19 protein-coding genes are annotated in these 17,814 nt (G+C 52.2%); 3 read left to right on the forward strand and 16 right to left on the reverse strand.

What is annotated here, in order from left to right:
• The first annotated feature begins 450 nt into the window (after nt 1–450).
• From D888_RS0118845 to D888_RS0118855, 3 genes are all read left to right on the forward strand, one after another.
• Nucleotides 451–966 (forward strand): hypothetical protein, encoded by a 516-nt coding sequence (locus tag D888_RS0118845; RefSeq protein ID WP_020678128.1) that lies wholly within the window; start codon nt 451–453, stop codon nt 964–966.
• A gap of 27 nt (nt 967–993) precedes the next feature.
• The gene (locus D888_RS0118850; RefSeq protein WP_020678129.1) at nt 994–1,677 is read left to right on the forward strand and encodes a tetratricopeptide repeat protein; all 684 of its coding nucleotides are present in this window, start codon (nt 994–996) and stop codon (nt 1,675–1,677) included.
• A gap of 437 nt (nt 1,678–2,114) precedes the next feature.
• Nucleotides 2,115–2,372, forward strand: coding sequence for a hypothetical protein (locus D888_RS0118855; protein ID WP_020678130.1), 258 nt, complete (start codon nt 2,115–2,117; stop codon nt 2,370–2,372).
• Nucleotides 2,373–2,440: 68 nt separating this feature from the next.
• Here D888_RS0118855 and D888_RS23450 read toward each other — a convergent pair whose 3' ends face one another.
• From D888_RS23450 to D888_RS0118935, 16 genes are read right to left on the reverse strand one after another with little or no spacing between them, the layout of a single operon-like run.
• Entirely contained in the window at nt 2,441–5,680 is a 3,240-nt protein-coding gene (locus tag D888_RS23450; protein WP_020678131.1) for a conjugal transfer protein TraG N-terminal domain-containing protein, read from the reverse strand.
• A gap of 20 nt (nt 5,681–5,700) precedes the next feature.
• Entirely contained in the window at nt 5,701–6,306 is a 606-nt protein-coding gene (locus D888_RS23455; protein WP_020678132.1) for an HD-GYP domain-containing protein, read from the reverse strand.
• 10 nt (nt 6,307–6,316) lie between these two features.
• On the reverse strand, nt 6,317–6,511 hold the full coding sequence (locus tag D888_RS24390) for a hypothetical protein (RefSeq protein ID WP_020678133.1): 195 nt from the start codon (nt 6,509–6,511) through the stop codon (nt 6,317–6,319).
• 2 nt (nt 6,512–6,513) lie between these two features.
• Nucleotides 6,514–7,236, reverse strand: a complete 723-nt coding sequence (locus D888_RS0118875) for a hypothetical protein (protein ID WP_020678134.1) — start codon at nt 7,234–7,236, stop codon at nt 6,514–6,516.
• Between the two features lie 9 nt (nt 7,237–7,245).
• Nucleotides 7,246–7,500: a hypothetical protein gene (locus D888_RS0118880; RefSeq protein ID WP_020678135.1), complete on the reverse strand. Its 255-nt coding sequence runs from the start codon at nt 7,498–7,500 to the stop codon at nt 7,246–7,248.
• Between the two features lie 11 nt (nt 7,501–7,511).
• Complete coding sequence (locus D888_RS22475; RefSeq protein WP_020678136.1) at nt 7,512–8,042, reverse strand: S26 family signal peptidase; 531 nt, start codon at nt 8,040–8,042, stop codon at nt 7,512–7,514.
• Nucleotides 8,039–8,428 carry a hypothetical protein gene (locus D888_RS22480; RefSeq protein WP_020678137.1) on the reverse strand — a complete coding sequence of 130 codons (390 nt, stop codon included), beginning with the start codon at nt 8,426–8,428 and terminating at the stop codon, nt 8,039–8,041. Before D888_RS22480 ends, D888_RS22475 begins: the two co-directional genes overlap by 4 nt.
• A 42-nt stretch (nt 8,429–8,470) precedes the next feature.
• Nucleotides 8,471–8,638 carry a hypothetical protein gene (locus D888_RS24290; RefSeq protein WP_020678138.1) on the reverse strand — a complete coding sequence of 56 codons (168 nt, stop codon included), beginning with the start codon at nt 8,636–8,638 and terminating at the stop codon, nt 8,471–8,473.
• A gap of 13 nt (nt 8,639–8,651) precedes the next feature.
• Nucleotides 8,652–9,350: a type-F conjugative transfer system pilin assembly protein TrbC gene (locus D888_RS23460; protein ID WP_020678139.1), complete on the reverse strand. Its 699-nt coding sequence runs from the start codon at nt 9,348–9,350 to the stop codon at nt 8,652–8,654.
• Entirely contained in the window at nt 9,347–9,583 is a 237-nt protein-coding gene (locus D888_RS0118905; RefSeq protein WP_020678140.1) for a hypothetical protein, read from the reverse strand. Before D888_RS0118905 ends, D888_RS23460 begins: the two co-directional genes overlap by 4 nt.
• A 12-nt stretch (nt 9,584–9,595) precedes the next feature.
• Nucleotides 9,596–10,603 carry a TraU family protein gene (locus D888_RS0118910; protein ID WP_020678141.1) on the reverse strand — a complete coding sequence of 336 codons (1,008 nt, stop codon included), beginning with the start codon at nt 10,601–10,603 and terminating at the stop codon, nt 9,596–9,598.
• A gap of 2 nt (nt 10,604–10,605) precedes the next feature.
• Nucleotides 10,606–11,211 (reverse strand): hypothetical protein, encoded by a 606-nt coding sequence (locus D888_RS0118915; protein ID WP_020678142.1) that lies wholly within the window; start codon nt 11,209–11,211, stop codon nt 10,606–10,608.
• Nucleotides 11,208–13,046: a conjugal transfer protein TraN gene (gene traN, locus D888_RS23465; RefSeq protein ID WP_020678143.1), complete on the reverse strand. Its 1,839-nt coding sequence runs from the start codon at nt 13,044–13,046 to the stop codon at nt 11,208–11,210. The genes D888_RS0118915 and traN overlap by 4 nt, the downstream gene beginning before the upstream one ends.
• Entirely contained in the window at nt 13,043–15,040 is a 1,998-nt protein-coding gene (locus D888_RS24295) for a hypothetical protein (RefSeq protein ID WP_020678144.1), read from the reverse strand. Before D888_RS24295 ends, traN begins: the two co-directional genes overlap by 4 nt.
• Entirely contained in the window at nt 14,997–17,432 is a 2,436-nt protein-coding gene (locus D888_RS0118930) for a TraC family protein (protein ID WP_020678145.1), read from the reverse strand. The genes D888_RS24295 and D888_RS0118930 overlap by 44 nt, the downstream gene beginning before the upstream one ends.
• A gap of 1 nt (nt 17,433) precedes the next feature.
• A complete protein-coding gene (locus tag D888_RS0118935; RefSeq protein WP_020678146.1) occupies nt 17,434–17,814 on the reverse strand; it encodes a TraV family lipoprotein in 381 nt (126 codons plus the stop codon).

Here is a 17,814-nt window from a genome sequence, read left to right on the forward strand (position 1 = left end):
CAAACGGACATTCCATCACATCCAAGTATAAATATTCAATATAATGGTGTGGTGTGCGCTGAATGGAATCGTTCACTGCCGACGTGTTGGCCAGAGCCCAGCAGAGGCGATAAGGGTGTTCCTAACAACGTGAATGATCACCAGAAGCCCGAAATTTCCAAGATTGACCGGTGGATTCCGGGTGAGGCTCACCGAACCGATCTGTCCAATATGTTATGTCACTGATTTTTGGAAGGCCGCGCCCCCATGTGTCAGGATAGTTGTCTCCTCTCAATTTCTATTTGAGGCGACAACTATCCTGACACATGGGGGTATCGGGATGCAGCATTTGCAAAACACACAAAATCTTGCCAGACAGAGAAACAGCAAACTCGAAATATTTGATGAGGAATGTTACGCTTCTATCGACATCAAGTCGGTACGACAACCCACGTAGGAAAACTCGAACCAATGCAGACGATGAGTACAGACCCCTTTGAAGTTTTGCGCTTACAATACAAACCTGAAACGATAAAAATACTTTTTATCGGTGAGTCCAGACCTCAGAACGGCACTTTTTTCTATAAAAACAACTCAAATCTCTCAATATTTACGCATGAAGCATTGATTCTTTATCGACCGGATCTATTCGACTCCACCGACTTCCTGCAAAGCTTTAAAAAGTATGGTTGTTACCTCGTGGACTTGTGTGAACAACCAGTAAATGGCCTCACAAGAACTGAACGTCGCAATATTCACAAGCTGGGGGAGCCAAACCTAAAACAGACCATTAATGAGTTAAACCCAGACGCAATCATTGTGGTCATTAAGGGTATTCGCATATCAGTTGAAAGCGTCTTAGCTGAAACAGCTAATAGCTCTTGCCCACTATTCTTTCTGCCCTTCCCTGCCCTTGGACATCAACATCAGTATGTCGATCAACTGCACAAAGCTCTTGAACGCCTAAGCCAAACAGGAATCATCTAGTTGTATTGGAATACAGTGGAGGGATAAATGTCGGGAGCATATAAAAACGTAGAAAACTTGATGAAGCAGAATGATTATTCGAAAGCTTTACCAATCCTCTTGAATCTCATAGAAACTAATCCTGAAGACTGGAATCTTCATTTCATGGTAGGACAGTGCCACAGGTTTAAAAAGGACTTCCAGGCAGCCGTAAGCCACCTAGAGATTGCTTCAAAACTGAAACCTGAAGAGACCGTAGTCTTGCATGCACTGGGCATCGCATATCAATTAAACAATCAACTCAACGATGCGGTTAATGCCCTCAGCCAAGCTCTAGATTCTGATCCCCACTATGTCCCATCAATGAACAGTTTAGGACTGACATATCGCATTCTTGGCGATCTAAAGTCTGCTCTTAAATGGTATTCAAAGGCGGCAGAAACCCATATGAATATCACCATAGCTCCAATGCTGGCTGACAAAGAAATCAGCTACACTGACACACCCGACGGCGGCAGACATATTAACGATAAAGTTTTTAAGAAATCGCAAGAACTGCTAAAGGCAAACCCCATATATGCCACTCTAAAAAACAACATGGGGGTCTGCTTCAGAGAAATGGGAGATCTCGACACAGCACGAGAGCAATTCACAGAGTCGATAGTGTTCACACCTGATGGTTTTCAATATGACGAGCCGAGGAAGAATCTTGCGGCTATCACTGGATCGTGAGGTACAGCAAAAACGTTAAATCAGTTCGGATTCAAACCAAACTCTCCACGCAATCATATGAGGATCTGGCATTGAATTGCTCCTAATTCCGTAAACGCTATTAAACGTCTAAGTAATCACGATCCGTAAGACAAAAACGGCTCAACCTGTATTCAGTCTTACATGTTGTGCTGGATCACTTTCCTGCTTCATCTAAGGATTTAAAACGCACCCATTACCAGGAGATCTATCTCAAAACCATAAGGTGCCTGAGATTGAAAAGCTGGGATCGGTACCATCTTTCAAAAATCAATCAATCCTGTCTTTTGTAGCTCAACTCTCCCGTCATAGGCCCTTAACTTGTAAATTCCGATTTGACGTTAAAGGTAGCCATAGATATATTACAAATAAGTTTAATGCCGAACGAGAAGAGCCGATATAATCAGGGAGGAGGAACCTTGTCGATCCTGAACTTCTTAAAGAGAATCAAACTGCCGAGCTTCGAGGATGAGTTCATCGTGGACCCGGTGGATGAGGAAGTCAGCCCAGAACATGGACGACAGATGCAGATACTGGCAGCCATGCACAGGGAAAAGGTGCTTGCAGACAAAGATTTGTCTGGTCGAGAAGATTGGCTGGAAAGTTTGATGCAAAAAAGCTGGGATCTCCATACCGACCCCAGCGATGCAGCATCTCTTGTTGCAGACGATCCGTGATCTTATCTTGATGAGTAAATCAGTACCGTAAAGTAAAGTCTCGTTATTCTCAGGGGCTTTTTATCTAACTACTTCCCACCCAACTTCTTCAACATTTCCTCCATTCTTTGCAAAGACTCTTCCGGGACACGAAAGTCAGCTGACTGTGCCGGTCTTCCGTCAACAGCTGAATTTCCTCTTCTTTCCTGCATCGAATCCGGGGATTGTGGGCCAGGACCTCCGCCCGGACTCATGCCTGGAAGATTTCTGGCGTCTGGTTCCTCCGGCTGCGGCACGAAAGAACTCGCAGCATCACGCCCTGCCTGTTTAAAAGCGTTGCCTCCGAAGTCAAAAGCGCCGTTGTCCTCGTAAATTTCGTTGATCACTCCGCGTCGGGTTTGTTGGCGGTTGATCCCCCCGTCAACATCGGGCGCCTTGATATTTCCCGGCCTCGGATCATCAAACGAGCTATCAGCAACCGCCCCTCTTACCCGGTCTGAGACACCTTCGCCCGTGGCCCTATGTGACTCAACTCCTGCACTGGCCCTGTTTCTGTATTCCGCAACATCCCTCATCACGTGATTGCCGGTTTTAGGTGTATCGAGATAATCGTCGTAGCGCCTGATAGACCATGCCCTCATGTCGTTTTTAAGGGCTTCCTGATCTGCACCGCTGCCAGTCCGCTGCTGACTCATATCATCAAGAATGCTCTTGCGCATATTGTTTGTAACCTCTCCAGGCGCAACATCAAACTTCTCAGCCGCTCGATCATCAACATAGGCAGTCATAAGATCCATATTCTGTGATGCTGAAGAGGTATCCTGAATGGAAGCACGACGCAAATAAGAGAACCCTTCGGATGCGTTATCCTGGGCAGATGAGGAAGCTGCGTACTTCTGGCCGGCATCAGTTTTCATCGTCTGGGTGATCGCCTCTTCCCGGATCTGACCCACCTCCTGCGTCAGTGACTTCATTTCGCTTTCACTGGCGCTGAACGAGGCGGTTGCACCGTCCTGACCTACAAGCTGCTGTTTCCCTGAAGCCGTTGCACCAATTTTCACTGATCCGAGAGAAAGGGCCGCAAGCAATCCTCCACCGCTCAACCCCATTGTGGCCCCTGCCTCAAGTATTGACTTCTTGGATTCATCTTTCATCTGTCTGAACGCTGCCCCATCTTCCACTTTGTTCTGCACAGAGTCGGAAACCCGCTCAGTCAACCCTTCCTTAAATGCCCGGGCCTCGCTGCTGCTTTTGGAATCCGAATCAACTTCCTGCATCATCTGGTTCCAGTTCTCACCGGATGAGAGAGTATGAGCGCCTTCCTCGATGCCAGTTTCCCGATAGTCCCGAGCAAAAGAATTCGTCAGACCGGCGGCCTGGGTTTGCACAGTAGACTGTCCATCGGCCCCGGTTGTCTCGGTGATTGTCCCGGACGCCCCAACAAACGTATTGGTGCTGCCCACCACTTCACCACCTTCAACCTTCTCACTGCTTTTCTGAGCCCAGCCGTCAGCCTGTGTCGCTTGAGACCCACTGAGTCCTGTCCCAGCCGTTGCACCGGCGCTGAAGTTTGACACCACCCCGTCGTTATTCGCTATCTGCCCTGAGCGCATGGATCGATTGAGAAGTTCGCCACCCGCCGCACCATAGGCACTTCCACCAGGGATATTCCCAAGCGCCTGCTGGTGGGCCGTCTTGAGTTCGTGCGCGGAAGCAGCCTCGACCTGTCCCATTTTTGAGACCATAGAACCGTGCGTCATGCCTGAATATCCATATCTAGGGGCATTGGCGATTGTCTGTGTCGGCATGGCAGCACTGTTTGCCTGGATCGCAGCAGCACGTCCCGAGGGGTCTTCCGTTAACCTTGCGGCCTGTAAGCCTGCGCCCTGAACCTGTCCGGTCAGATTCCCCGCCATTGACGCCAGAGCATGACCGCCGAACTTGACCAGAACACCGGTGAGAACCGTTGCCAGCATCAAGCCAGACATACGGATCATCCCGAACATCCCCAGCACTTTTGCGGTTTCCGGTGGAGTGAAATAAAATGCATCCATCCCCATTGCCCCGGGTGTGGTGGCAAGGTTGCGAATATCCAGCAGGGCTTTCCCGGCAAAATCAACAGCAAAGCTGTGCAGCAAGGCATCGGTAACGCCCCATGACACAATCCAGATCATCATCCCAAGGAAAAAACTGAGCGATTTACCGAGCAGCGGTGTCGGAAGAAAGAGCGCCAGAATCGGCACCAAACCGAGTGCAATGGCCGTCAGAACCCCCTTCATGGTTGGCAGCCATTCGTTCGCTGCAACCATCGTCCCTTTGGCATTCACCATGAATTTGTAGTTGGTCAGAGCGGTTGTGTTTCCACTCCTAAAAATATCATGAAGCTGTCGGGCAAGAAACGCCTGCCGCACAAAGTCGGTACTTGTCATCGTGATGCCAAGATCCCCTAAGACATCCTGAATCGAGGTCCGGCACTGTTGTCTGGACGCCGCAACACTTGGGTCAAATCCGATTTCCGAGCAGGTTTCGTCCAGAGCCGCATCAAAGGTCGTTGCATTGTTAAGCTGCGGACTGATGTCGTTCGCCCAGGCATCCGCACAAGTTGTGACTATCCCGTGCGGATTGGCGGTGCTGTACATGACGGCACCGATAGCAGGGTGCGCGGCTTTACCGAGTGATACCCTGAAATCCGTAGTTCCTCTTCGGAGCTCTTCGACCGTCAGAGTGGAGGTCGGCTCCATTACCTCGTAAGACACGCATTTGTCGATATATTCGTTGAGGTTTTGACCCAGATGAGGGTCGGGAATCGTGAAGTTCGAGGAGGCCAAGCTCAAGATCCCCATATATCCGGTTCCACCGGCCTGATAAATGAAGCTCTTGGGATCGGTGGATGTTTCGATGATCTCGATCAGACCTTTCTCGATGCTGTTCAGAACGTGAGCAACAATGATCACTCCGTCCGGAACACCCGGAACCGCCATATACCGATTCGTTCGATCCGAGTAAACGTGCATGGTCCCGGTTGGAATCACCATACCGAGATACAGCAGCACACCCACAAAAATCGGGACCAGCCAACCAAGAGGAGATGCCTTCGCTCCAGTCGCAACCCGCATAATCAGGTTGATGCTGCCCAGGAAAATCCCCAGGACAATGACCGAATAGAACAAGGTCTGATAGGCATTATCGGAGAAGATTAGCGCAATCCGCTGGAACCCGGCAACGACCGCATCGAACCCGCCATATGTGTAGAACTCCCCGTCTATTGCCCAAACAAACCCAGGCGATACCACCAACAAAATCACAAGCAAAAGAATTTTCCACTTCATTCCTTTACCACTCCTCTATTTTACGGCCCGACAACACTGAAAACCGGTCTGGAATGCTTCCCCTCGGCCAGCCCGAGAACCACCCGAACTCCGTGCAGCATTTTTCTCTCCTGCTCACCGGAGAACAAACGATCAACAACATTTCTGAGCTCCTGAAATAAACTATGAGGGTCTAGAATCTCCCGGCAATAAGGCCGATCATCCATCAATGCTGCCAGACGGTCTGCAACCTGGATGACCCGGGCCTCAACACCGACATTTTTGATTCCAAACGGATAGCCTGTCCCGGTCGGGCATTCATGGTGATGCAGTATCATCTCCTTGAACGGCTCCAGATCCGTCCCCTGAACAAACTGTCCACCCCAGATCGGATGAAGCTCCATGATGTCGCGCTCCGATTCGTCTAACGCTTCGACTTTGAGCAGGATCGAATCCGGTAGAGACAATTTTCCAACATCGTGCAGAATTCCGGCGATATGCGCATGCTGCGGCTCAAATTCTTGACAGAAATCCCCGGCAATCACCAATCTGTGAGCGAGCTTTCCAGTCGTCACTGAATGGTTATAAAGACCTGAACTCTTTGCATAGAGGGTTTTCAGTACAACCTCGACAATCTGATCCAGCATGAAGACTTCCTCAACCTTCCTCTTTGATTTTCCAGTTTTTCCCAAGCAGCCCCACGCTATGAACTTCGAGCAAACCCTTTCCAACAAGGACATCAAAAGTTCTTTTTCGATGGCCGAATATTGCCAGCCGAAAATCCGAAACCGGCTGTTTCAAACGGATCTCTTCGAGCAGTTCGCGCTGCCTCAGAGTCAGGCGTATCCTCATAGCTACTCCACATGCACCAGACCGGCTTTAATCAACTTCCGGTTCCTGACCCGGGCCAGCAGCATGGAGGTCGTTGGGATCAGAACAAAGACAAGTGTCACTCCAAGAACGAACCAGGCCGAGGTTAAAAAGACCGGTTTAAAATCATAAAGCCAGCTATATGCGGAAACTACGGCGTTTCTGGGCGCATGAGCCTTGTAGAGCAGTTGTGCCCCTTTCTGCATGTTGGCGTCAGACAACATCACGAAATACAGAAAATGAAATCCGAGAAAGGCCAGAATTGCCTTGAATACCGCTCCGGCAACCACTCCACCGAGCAGGTTGCGGATCATCGCCCTTGTATAGCCACCGACAAACTTTGTTGAGGCGTAGGCCAGGAAAATCGCAAGCCCGAGGGAATATCCAACCGCCAGCATGAAGGCGAACACCATGTCGAATCTGGACGGGTCGGCATCACCAAATATCGGGATATACCGCTCAATCACACCGATAGCGATTGGCGTTAACAGTGCCGAAATCAACCCAGACATGAACGAACCGCGAAACCCGACCTCGAAGAATTCCAGCCGTTGTTTGGTGGTCAAAAATGTTTCTTTCAGGATCGCGCCGCCAAGCTCATTCGAGAAGTTCTGCTCAATAAAGGAAATCGCTTCCAACAGCCCCTTCGGGTGGATCTCCTGGCCAGCAGGCATCGGCATAATATCGGTTGCGTCGTCTTTTGCCATGGTCTCCTCCTACCGAGCCAGAAGCCCGAAAAACCGCATGACTGCCGCTCCATAGGCCAATGAACCGGCCCCCAGGAAAGTCCAGAACCCCATCATGAAGTTTCGCCGCCGAACACCGAACCAAAAAGACAGGACCAGCAACAGTGTTGCAAAAATACGGCTCCAGATCCCGAGAAACAGCGTCGCAAAAAGTGTCTGCCAGAAGGTTGCGTATTCTCCCGCTCCGACATGGGTCAAGGGGTTGAAGTGTGTCAGCCAGTCCATATTTCTCACTCCTAGAAAATCCCGTTGGCCCGGGAGATAAAACTCTCTTTGTCCACCAGACCAAAATAGCGGGAATCGAAACTGTCCACATTGTCACCGACCATAAAAGCCCTGCCGGGCGGAATGGTCCCCTGCACCTGGGCAGGCTCCAGCGTAGCTCCCTTACGGGTCTTTTCCTTAGCTCTCCCTAGAAACCTGTCACCGCAGAAAAATTCTCGCCCGTCCTCTCCATCGCGATTCAAGAACTCACCCTCATCGCAACCGATCCGCTTGACCGCCGAGATGATTCCATCCTCGTCCGTTGTCAGTTCAGTCGGCAGCGGCAACCCCTGGAGACGTGTCCTATCCAGCAGGAACACCACGTAGTCTCCCGTGCCGACATTTTTCACATCGGAGGTCAGCCACAACAGGCGATATTTGATCGAAGGTGTCAGGGTGATAAACAAACGGCCCGGCAACTGCGATCCAACGAACCCTGCGATGACCGCTATCGCAACACAGACCCACTGCAGTTTTTTCCCAGTCGGCTTTTGCGCTGTCATGGCTTCAGCACCTCGATATTTCGCACAGCCACATCCCCCAGAATGACGGAATGATGCTTTGGAATCTGATCGACAAAAGCCTCCAGTTTATCCATGCGCCGATCCACATCCTCTTCGGTAATTTTGCCGTCCAGGTAGTCGTCTTTCTGTTCCTGCAGAAAGCCCTTGAGATCAACCGCGACAACCTTCTGAGCAAAGTGTTGGTCGTAGACATAAACCGTTCCGGCGGCAACCGTCAGACTGACGATCAGACTGATCACCACGCACAGGAGAAAAGACCTAACCGGCCCTTTAGGACGAGAAGAGGGAGATTCTTCAGGGACCGGTTCGCTTGTCATCGGGGTGGTTGTACCCGCTTCGTTTGTTGTTTCTTCAACATCACTCATCACACAATCCTCACAGCCAAATGGGGTGTCTCAACCCTTGTCCTAAAGTGTTTTTCCAGTTTTTTCCAGAACCGAAAATGATCCTGTTTTCAGTTTTTCCAGAATCAAAAGCGGGTCTGTTTTTCCAGAAACAAGAACTACTTTTATTAAGTTCAGTTTTTTCCAGAAAAGTAGCCGCACGTTTTGCCAGAAAATGGAATCTGCATCCATCCATAATTCTCCATCACGAACCCTCCTCGATCTCAGACTCAAACTGCTCCAGCGCAAACCTCAAGCTCACATCGCCATACAGAATCAGTGGGTCTTTTTGCGGCCCCCGGTCGAAGACGATAGCCGGTACTTTCTGAATGCCGAACTCCCGGAATTTCATCGGATCGATCGTGACCGATACCGGCCAGGTGTCACACTGCCCGGAGGTCATATCGCAACCTGAATCCACTTTGATGATGTCTCCGATCAGCCTGACGGTCGGTCCGATCTTTCCTGCTCCACTGACAAAACCACGAAACACCATAACCGGTGCGTAATCCTCCTGCTCCGCCATCCCTGCCGCATAATTCCTCAGTGTTTGCAGAGGAATCGAAGAGGATGCGAAAACGTACACAGAACGTCCCGACAAACCCTTGAGGCTACCTATGTTTTCGCCTGCTGCTGCTTGCCCTTTTATGCCGAGAATTTCGCGGATTCTGACCTGTTCCTGTTTCAGCTTTTGCTGGTATGCCGGTGAGCGATAGAGCGACACGATCTGATCGACCTTTTCCCGGATTTCGTGGGCAGGTTTCTGGTGCAACTGTTCCTGATCAATATTCACCTTCGATACGTTCCTGTTCAGATCGTCCAGACGGTCTACCAGAAGCCTCTCTGCAGAACCTGCCGAGGCAGCACAGGCCAGCAGGATTATCATGGGAATGAGTTTTTTCACTTAACCTCCTCTGGGCTAATCTTTTCCGGAAACGCTAAGGTGAACGGTTCACAAGGACTCAACAATGCGGTCAGCCTGCTATGGGCCTCATCAATACTCATCTCTTTGGGAAGCTTCAGTAGTTGTTCATCTCCGTCAGTCGTCAGAAGCCGCAGGCTATGCCGGGAATAATCCGCTTTGACAGAAATGACTGCCTCCAGGCTGTAGTAGCTCTCATTGTGTCTGATCCACATGGAAGAATCCTTTTACGGTGTATAGCCAACACAGCACTTGTTCTTACGGGTCATCACCCAGAGAAAGTTGTTCGGTGCGTTCTGTCCTGCCCCCAGAGGCGGGTTTTTCCCCGCACCCCAGAGAAAATCCGACCGACCGATAGGAATACAGTCGTTCCCTCTGACCGGACGAGCTATTTGCAACCGGTAGAGGCTTTTCTTCCAGATAGGCATCAACCGTGATCCGCAGGGATCTGACCCCGTATCGAATGCCAGCATTTCCCGTCCCAGCTTGAACAGCATTCGTGCCGCCAACCCTGCGTTGGCCGTTGTGTCATCCCGCCCCTCGATAGAACCCGTCAACGGGTACGATCCGCCCCAGGAACCCATGCACCAGAAAAGAGGATCGAGTGGATAGCCCGCATTTGCAGCCACACTGTCCGGGATGCACGACAGTTGCGAAACCGGATTGGCAAACAGCAGTGCCTCCGGGTTGAGCAGAAAGGCCAAGGCATCATTTGACCAGGTAGGGTCCACCTCCGTCATATAGGCCAGATCGAAATCCTCTTCCTCCAAACAGGGAAAATCGGCAAACAAGTTCATCAACTGGAACACAGGCAAAATGTAGTAATGGGCCTGCTGAAAGATCTTGGCCCCGTCATGAGCCGCCGCATCAGACTTCGATCCATTAAGGAACCCAGGTTTAGGATTCGACATCTGTGTTCCCAGTGACGGAAAGCAATAAGCGTCCTGTACCGTCTCAATCATCCTTGCCGGCTCATAAAAGCTCACCGTTACCCCGATGGTCAGCGAACCGCCGCTGAAACAGGCACAAACTGGAGGCGAACGATCCTCCGGCGGGACATTCCCTTGGGTGTTACCAAGCGTCATCCGACCACCGAACTGAACCGGGAAGATGCAGTTCCAGCACACGTCCGTCACCGGATTGATCGGTCGAGATCGGCAAATAGCCCACCCCATCGATCCCAGACAAAGAACCAGCACCAGCGACAAGGCGCTCCGGATAAACATCCTGGACATGCTCATTCCTCCTTCTCTACCCTGATTTCCTGAACCTCCATCAGCTTGTCCCTGCGCCGGATGACCGATGGTGCTGCCCGCAGGTGAAAACGCTCAACGATCTGCGGAGTCGCGTAGTAAACCGGCCGCTTCAGTCCCTTCCCGACATCAACGAAAGAACCACCACTGAGCAACAGCATCGTGTTCGGTTTCGTCAGCACCCCAGACGTTTTCAGCCATACGATCTGAAGCGGATCGTCTCCGTCAAAGACAACCAGGGTCTGGCCGAAAGGTAGGTACTCGAGCGGGTTGAAGCGATACCCTTTCGGATAGAGAATTCCCCCCTTCCCATCCGGTATGTCGAACTCCAAGGTGTAGGTCATATCCACCAGGAACGACCTATCTTCGACGGCTCGCGGTAATACCGGTAGCCCTGTTGGGCGAAACCCTTCCGGCCTGATCTTGTCCAGTTTGGACTTCCAGTTGACCTGAGCCGCCCGTTCCTGGATCTCTGCCAAAGCATCACGCTCCTTAACCGGGTAGGTCTTGCCAAAGGTCCCGAGGACACGGGCAAGTCCCGGCTGAACTGTGAGCAGGATGAGAACCGCGATCAGAACAAAATGCTTCATTGCGTCCCCTGATAATGGTTCTGGATGCCCTGCTGAATTCTCTGCTGAGCGTCCTGAACGTTCTGGTTCATCCCGTCCATGATGTCTCCGAAGTATTCCGTCAAATCAATCTTTGAGAAATCGAGCTGCTGGAATTCCTCCGGGGTGAAGCCGCGACAGTTCGGGTCTTCTGCCGTCCCCCAGCCGCCGGAAGGACCGAACGCTTTAAGCTGGGGCCTTCCCTGCTCTGCTACGATCCGGGCCATCTTTGAGTTGAAACAGCAAAACCGTTTAGCTCGCTGCACACAACCTATCCATTTCATCTTCTTGACGCAGATATCTCCCAGGTAATGGCAATAGCCGGACTCGCTGAAGATCGCCGCCTGAACATCGTTCTCGTCGCAACCGTTGCCGAACAGAATCTTCATCGCCACCATCACCACAATGGCTATCGCAATAGTCGCCGGGTTCAGCAGGGCGGAAGTGAATCCCTGGAGTCCCGCCCCGGTTGCACTCGCTGCCCCCGCCCCGGAACTGGCCGCCCCTTGAGCCGCCATAACCCCCGTTCCAACCTGAGACCCTGCCGCCGCCGTCGTTACCGTTGCTCCGGTTGCTGTCGAGGTTACAGTGACCGCTCCGGACGCAGTCGTTGTCGCGGTCATCGCCCCGGTCCCGATCTGGTAGGAGTAGTAAGCCGTCTTTGCCATCTGGTAGGTCGTCTTGAGCGCGGAGACATAGCTGGAGTATTTGTTGCCGGTCTTGGAATCGGTGATCGTATCGCTGCTCTCGCAACAGTTATTCAGTTGTCCAACCTCGTATCCCGGCGGACGGCAGCGGGCCGATTTCCCTGAAAAGATGTACAGCGCCCCCAGGCAGTTACCGTTCGCGTCCACCTGTCCATCGTTTTGCAGCCAGGAATCGTCCGGTGGTGGCTGAATGATCTCATTCTGAACGGCCTGCATATCCACACAGGGATTGGGCGAACACTGCGGAAGTGATTCCCCGGTATCGAAACAGGTGTAATTACCCAGCGGACAGTTGAAGACATCGGATTCACACATCCCGGTTGTCGGATTGTAGGTTCCGATAACGCAATCTCTGGACAGCGTATAGGAAGCGGTGCAGACACCGGCCGCAGCAGCAAATCGTCCAGAACCGCAATCGGGCGGGAACGCCGTACCGGAAGAACCTCCGGGAGGCGATGTATTGAAGTAGCTCCAGAATCCATAGGTGTCCGAGTATTGCCCGCCGGGAGCCAAAGGTTGATACTTGGTATCAATCCAGGGCGTGGATTGCGTTATGCTTCCACCGGTATACGCGTTAATGATTGTCGATACCCAGGTGCAGGAAGCATCGAATTGTGCCATGTGACGGAACAAGGTTCGCCCCGAGAGATCATCGATCCTCATGACCTGACAACTCCCCCCGGGATCTGTAGTGCAAGAGGTTGGATAGTATTTCCAGCCCAATAATGAACCCACCGAAGAGGTCTCAGACGCAGAACACTGTGGTTTCGTGATGCACGCCTTTTTCTGGGCATTCCAGGTCCCGGTCGGACAGACGGGGGCTTTTTCACAGCGGTCTGTCGCAACTACATAGTCATAGCCAGGGTCGAGACATGTCTTGATCGGCTGGGTCGGCGTATCAGGTTCACAATTCACGGCCTGGACAGAACAGAAATCCGCATTGCCCTGACCGTTGTGAACCGGATAGCTGATACAGGTTGCAGTTTCGTTCTGGGCATCTGTAAATCCGTCCTTGTTCAGATCTGCCCCGCAGGTCATCGCCATGAGATTGGGGGGCAAAACCGCTATCACGAAGCAGATCAGAACCAGAATCGCGGTCAGTTTTTTCATTTCGGCACTCCATCTGAGCAGATAACGTCCTGTCCTGCAGTGCGTAACATCTGGATTACCGTTGCCGCTTCGGCAAACTCGTTCAGACACTGGCAATTCACCAGGATCTCCTCCCCGGTCTCGGTCGGACATGCACCATCAACGCAGGTGTGATAGAGGATGTCGTAACTTCTGGTATCGGTCTGATACTGGATTGATGTGCCGGACAGGGTGGCCTGGGTATCCTCTCGCAGCCGCCGGGTCTTGCAGGCTGGCTCACACTCCTCGAAACTGCCGACATCCGGCAGAATCATGGACCCGCTGAGATTGCTCCAGGCTCCGTTCACCAGAATCTGGTCCTGATAGGTCGAGGAATCGGCACTGATCGAATCGACCACTTTCCCGTACCGGGCGGCGGCATTGCTGAAGTCATAGACGGGACTTGAACAGAAATAAGTCCGCTTCTTGTGCCACCAGTCCTGTGTGACATCTTCCGTACAATTCCCCTGAGTCAAAGTCCTGGTTGACGGCAACGGAGCCAGACTGGTCGGGTTGGCATTACGGAAGGTCTGGACACCATCGACCTTTTCATCCTGAAGGTCACAATCAGACCGTCCATCCAGCGCCGCACAGCCATCGACTACGCTGGATGCGACTATGCAACGATCCGGTTTGAGTTTGATCCGTACAAAGGCATAGCCCTCCCCGCCTCCTGTGACCGAAACGCGAATCTTGGTTTTAATTTCACCTGGTCGTTTGAAATAACTGGTGACATTGACGTTTGGATTCTGATTCCAGCTGGTGCCCAGTTCACAACTCCCAGCGGTTTCAGGGGGAAAGTTACCGTTCGGACCACTCCAGACCTTATAATTGTCGATCCAGACCTGCATGTAGTCGTCCCATTTCGCGTGGACAATCGTTGCCGACTGAATCAGTTCCGGCTGTTTGACATAAACCCGAAAATCCTTTTCAAAGATTTGGCAATGACCGGACCAGTAGTTGTCGCCGATTTGCCCGAGAACCACATTGATGCAATCGGGACCGCAATACTGAACAGCCCCGGTCCCTCCCAGGGGAACGATCACATCGTTGATGTTCGGTTTGCTCAACATGATCTGCTGGTTGATTTCGCAGATATTCTGCTGCTTCTGGGTGTCGATCCCGCTGACCAGACTGTAGAGGCTGTTAGGATCGCCGGTTTGAGCTTGGGTCAGATTCTGCACGCTGGTCGGCATCGCCAGCGGAGTATTCAAAAAAGCCGTTTCCGGTGGCGGTCCCGCAGAAGTCACTCCGGTAGCACTGGTGGTCCGTGAGGTATCCTGCCCGTAGTAGGCGATTGTCGTGTCGTTCATCCGGACATCGGAGATCGTAAAACCACTGTTTGTCTGCTGTACGGCCCCGACAACTCCACCGCCGAGATCCTGCAGAATGATCTGTGTGTTATTCCAGACCAGATTGTTACCGCAGCCGGTATTGATACAGTAGCAACCGCCCAGATTGTCCGGGAAGGTATCCTGCAGGCGGACCTTCCCACTGCTGTCTGCTGTCCAGCGATAGTTCAGACAGTTCTTCCAGGTCCCGGGCGTACAGGAAATAACCCCGTTGGCACAGACACCGGAAATCGGCACAGGAACCTGGTAGGAGTAGTCGGTCGTCCCATCAAAATCGAGATCTTCGCCGAGGATCGTGGTCGAAAGATCGCCGGTCGCTCCCGGCTGCACGAAAACTTCAAGGAATTTCTTCGAGCTGGGAAAAGCCAGTTGTGCGGAAAATGCCGTACTGCCGTCAACCGTTTGCAGCGGTGTCCCGGAAGAAACCAGCGGATTGATGATGTTCTGCCGCAACGTCGTCTTTGAACCGAACTTGTTTCTGATGATTTGTGTCGCAGTCTGCCCCGCAGCCTGTCCCGCAGCCACATCCCCTGTGGCGGCACTGACCGCACCTGCGGGGAACAGAACCAGGACAACGAAATTAGCGACGATACCTGTCCACCATCGTCCTGATAGCCTCGACATAACTCAGCCCTCCCTGCACCATAGCTTCAATTTCAGCAATCTCGTCCGCATCGGACGTGTAAGCGTAATAACTGAACGGATCGACAATCAGCCGGCTCACACCGCAGCCGAAAGGGGTATCCATGAAGATCTCCGAATAGATTTTTTTCCGGCTGCTGATGCCCTTGAGCAGCCCCATCGTAAAAGGATCGTAGGTGATCAGTTTTTCCGTCTCGGCTCGGGCAAAATCATGGGACTGGAGGAAGAACTTGAAGGCACTGTTTCCCCAGATCACGTCACCGACCGGTCCGAACTGTTTGATATCCAGAATCGACTGGGTGACGATGTTGAATGACCCCTTGAACTTTCGAGCCCGGCGGTAACCCTCTTCGATGACCTCGCGCAGATGGCTCGACTTGCCAAGAAACTTCCACGCCTCGTCAAAGATGATGAAACGGGGGTCCTGACGATTGGACAGATAGAGATCCTTGGTGACGGCATTGATGATCTGGAGGGTGACGACCTTGAACAACTCCTTCTTCTGTTCAAGGTGTTCCAGTTCCAGCACCACGAAGTCATCATCTGCGATGTTGAACGTCGAAGGGCCGTTGAAAAATCCCCCGTAAGGACCGCTTGAAGTGAAGTCGGTGATATTGAACGCCAGCTTTTCAGCAGCTTGAGCAATCTCGCCGTTGCTTTCGCTGATCTCCTTGAAATGGGCCAGATAGTAGTAGACATGATCGACCCCCGCCTGCGTCCCCTCGTTCTCCCAGGCCCACCAGACAGCGTTTTTCAGCAGACTCATCTCAGTTTCTGTTGGTTCTTCATCAGTCGCGGAATAGACCATCTGCGCGATGATCGGCGCGATCACTGGAATGTCATGCTGCGGTTCGATAATGTTGGTGAACGGGTTGATGCAGATTTTTGTCTGGTCAGAGAAATCCAAAAAACGCGCCCCGGCCAGGTGGGTCATTTTCTTGTAGGAAAAACCGATATCAATGATGCGGATCTTGGCTCCGCTGGCGAAATAGTTTGTGGCCAGATAGTTGATAAGAAAGGATTTGCCCCCACCAGAGGTTGCGGCCAGAAACGCATTGTGGTTGGTTGCCCCGGAATCGAACATATCGAGAGAGGCAACCTGTCCTTTTCGCGCCAGAAAGAGCATTTCCGGTTTGCCTATACCAGAGAAGTCCCCCTGCGTTGGGGTAATGACTGAGATCGTGCTTGCGGGAACAATGTAGTCCCGCTCAATCTGGTCAACGTTCTTACCGATGTTGTACAGGCCGAACGGTAGAGAAGACGCCAGCAGGATCGGCAGAATTCCCCGGTCCTCCTGCATCAGATAGTTCTGGTTTTCCCACAGCCGGCGGGCTCGGTCGAGAGAACTACGGCACTTTTCCGGTTTGTCATAAACCCACATGACCGGAATGATCCGGTAAAATTTCGTCCCTTTGTCAGCCTCACCTGTTGCCCAGGTGTATTCCTCCTTCTTACGGGCCAGGCTCGGGGCGAAAGACCCGGCGCCCTGTTGGATCAGGACCGCGTTACACTTGGCGTGGAGTTTCGTCTTCTGGTCCTCCAGCAGGACCGTCAGGCAGTAAAGAAAGGGGCTGGGGATCTGGTCGGCATCACTGGAGACGCCTTCCACTCCACCGAACAGCCTGTTGGTCCGTAAGGGATCGACCTCCTGTGGGTAGGTTTTCGGCGTCAGACTGCGCCATTCTTTTCGTCCAATCTGAACATGATCGAGCTGCTTGCGGATGACCGTCTCGGCCAGAATCGCCTGCTTCCGAATCGGCATAGTGTCATCGTATAGCCGCAGGTTGCCGCTTGGATCATCATTCAGCAGCCGGCGCAACCATTCCAGCAACTCTTCCGGGCCGACAGCCTTCGGTGGCAACCCTGCTCCGCCCAGTGCCTCGGCGCACATGCTGCCAACTTCCACCAAATTGCACTTGCTGTCCCTGGGCCATTTGGCCGCGACAAACAGGCGGAAATTTCGCAGGACATGACCGCTTGACCACTCTCCTCTGGCTCCTTTTCGAAAATGGTCCGTAAGAGACTGGGCAACCTCCCTGAACAGTTCCTCGTTCCGAACTTTCGTCTGCTGGTAGGTCGCCAGAATCGGCTCAATGTGCGGGTCCGCATGAAGAATAAACTGGAGGATCGCACCTTTAGGAAAGGGAACTCGCAGCAGACCTTCCATCGACATGACGGTGCGTTCTCCGGCAAAGACAGTCGGGACACATTCCCACAGCATCCCGATGGTATCGTCACTGTTCAGATAGGTCTTCGTCTCAGGATCGTAAGTGACATAGGGCAGATAGTCAGAAAAGCTGTTGCGTCTGGCAGCAGCTTTTAACTGAGGTTTGGTCAGCCCGCCGTCACCGAAAAGAAGAGAGAAAAGCGCCATGCTATTTCCTCCCTTTTAACGGGTCAGTCAGTACCCAGCGAGGTCTATCCACGAAAATATAGGCGTAGCGCAGCATGTACAGCTCGCTATCCTCGCCCTCGTAGGGAAGCATCAGGACGCGCATGACTTTAGGAGGAACCACAACAGGTGTAGACGGAGCCTGAAGCAGATTCGTCATTCGATCGTAAAGCGCCTGTTCATAATCAATACTGGTCGCGCTCGCCTTTTGTCCGGGTAGACCCTTTGATTCGTAATAGGCCGTTTCCATATCGACGCACTTACCATCATCTGTTTTGGGACATTTGAAGTCCTCTTCATAGGGATTCATGATCGAGCAGCCAGTCAGCAGCACAAGTCCCAAAATCAAAGACAGTCGTTTCAT

Source organism: Geopsychrobacter electrodiphilus DSM 16401 (genome assembly GCF_000384395.1).
In the GTDB taxonomy this organism is placed as follows: Bacteria; Desulfobacterota; Desulfuromonadia; order Desulfuromonadales; family Geopsychrobacteraceae; genus Geopsychrobacter; species Geopsychrobacter electrodiphilus.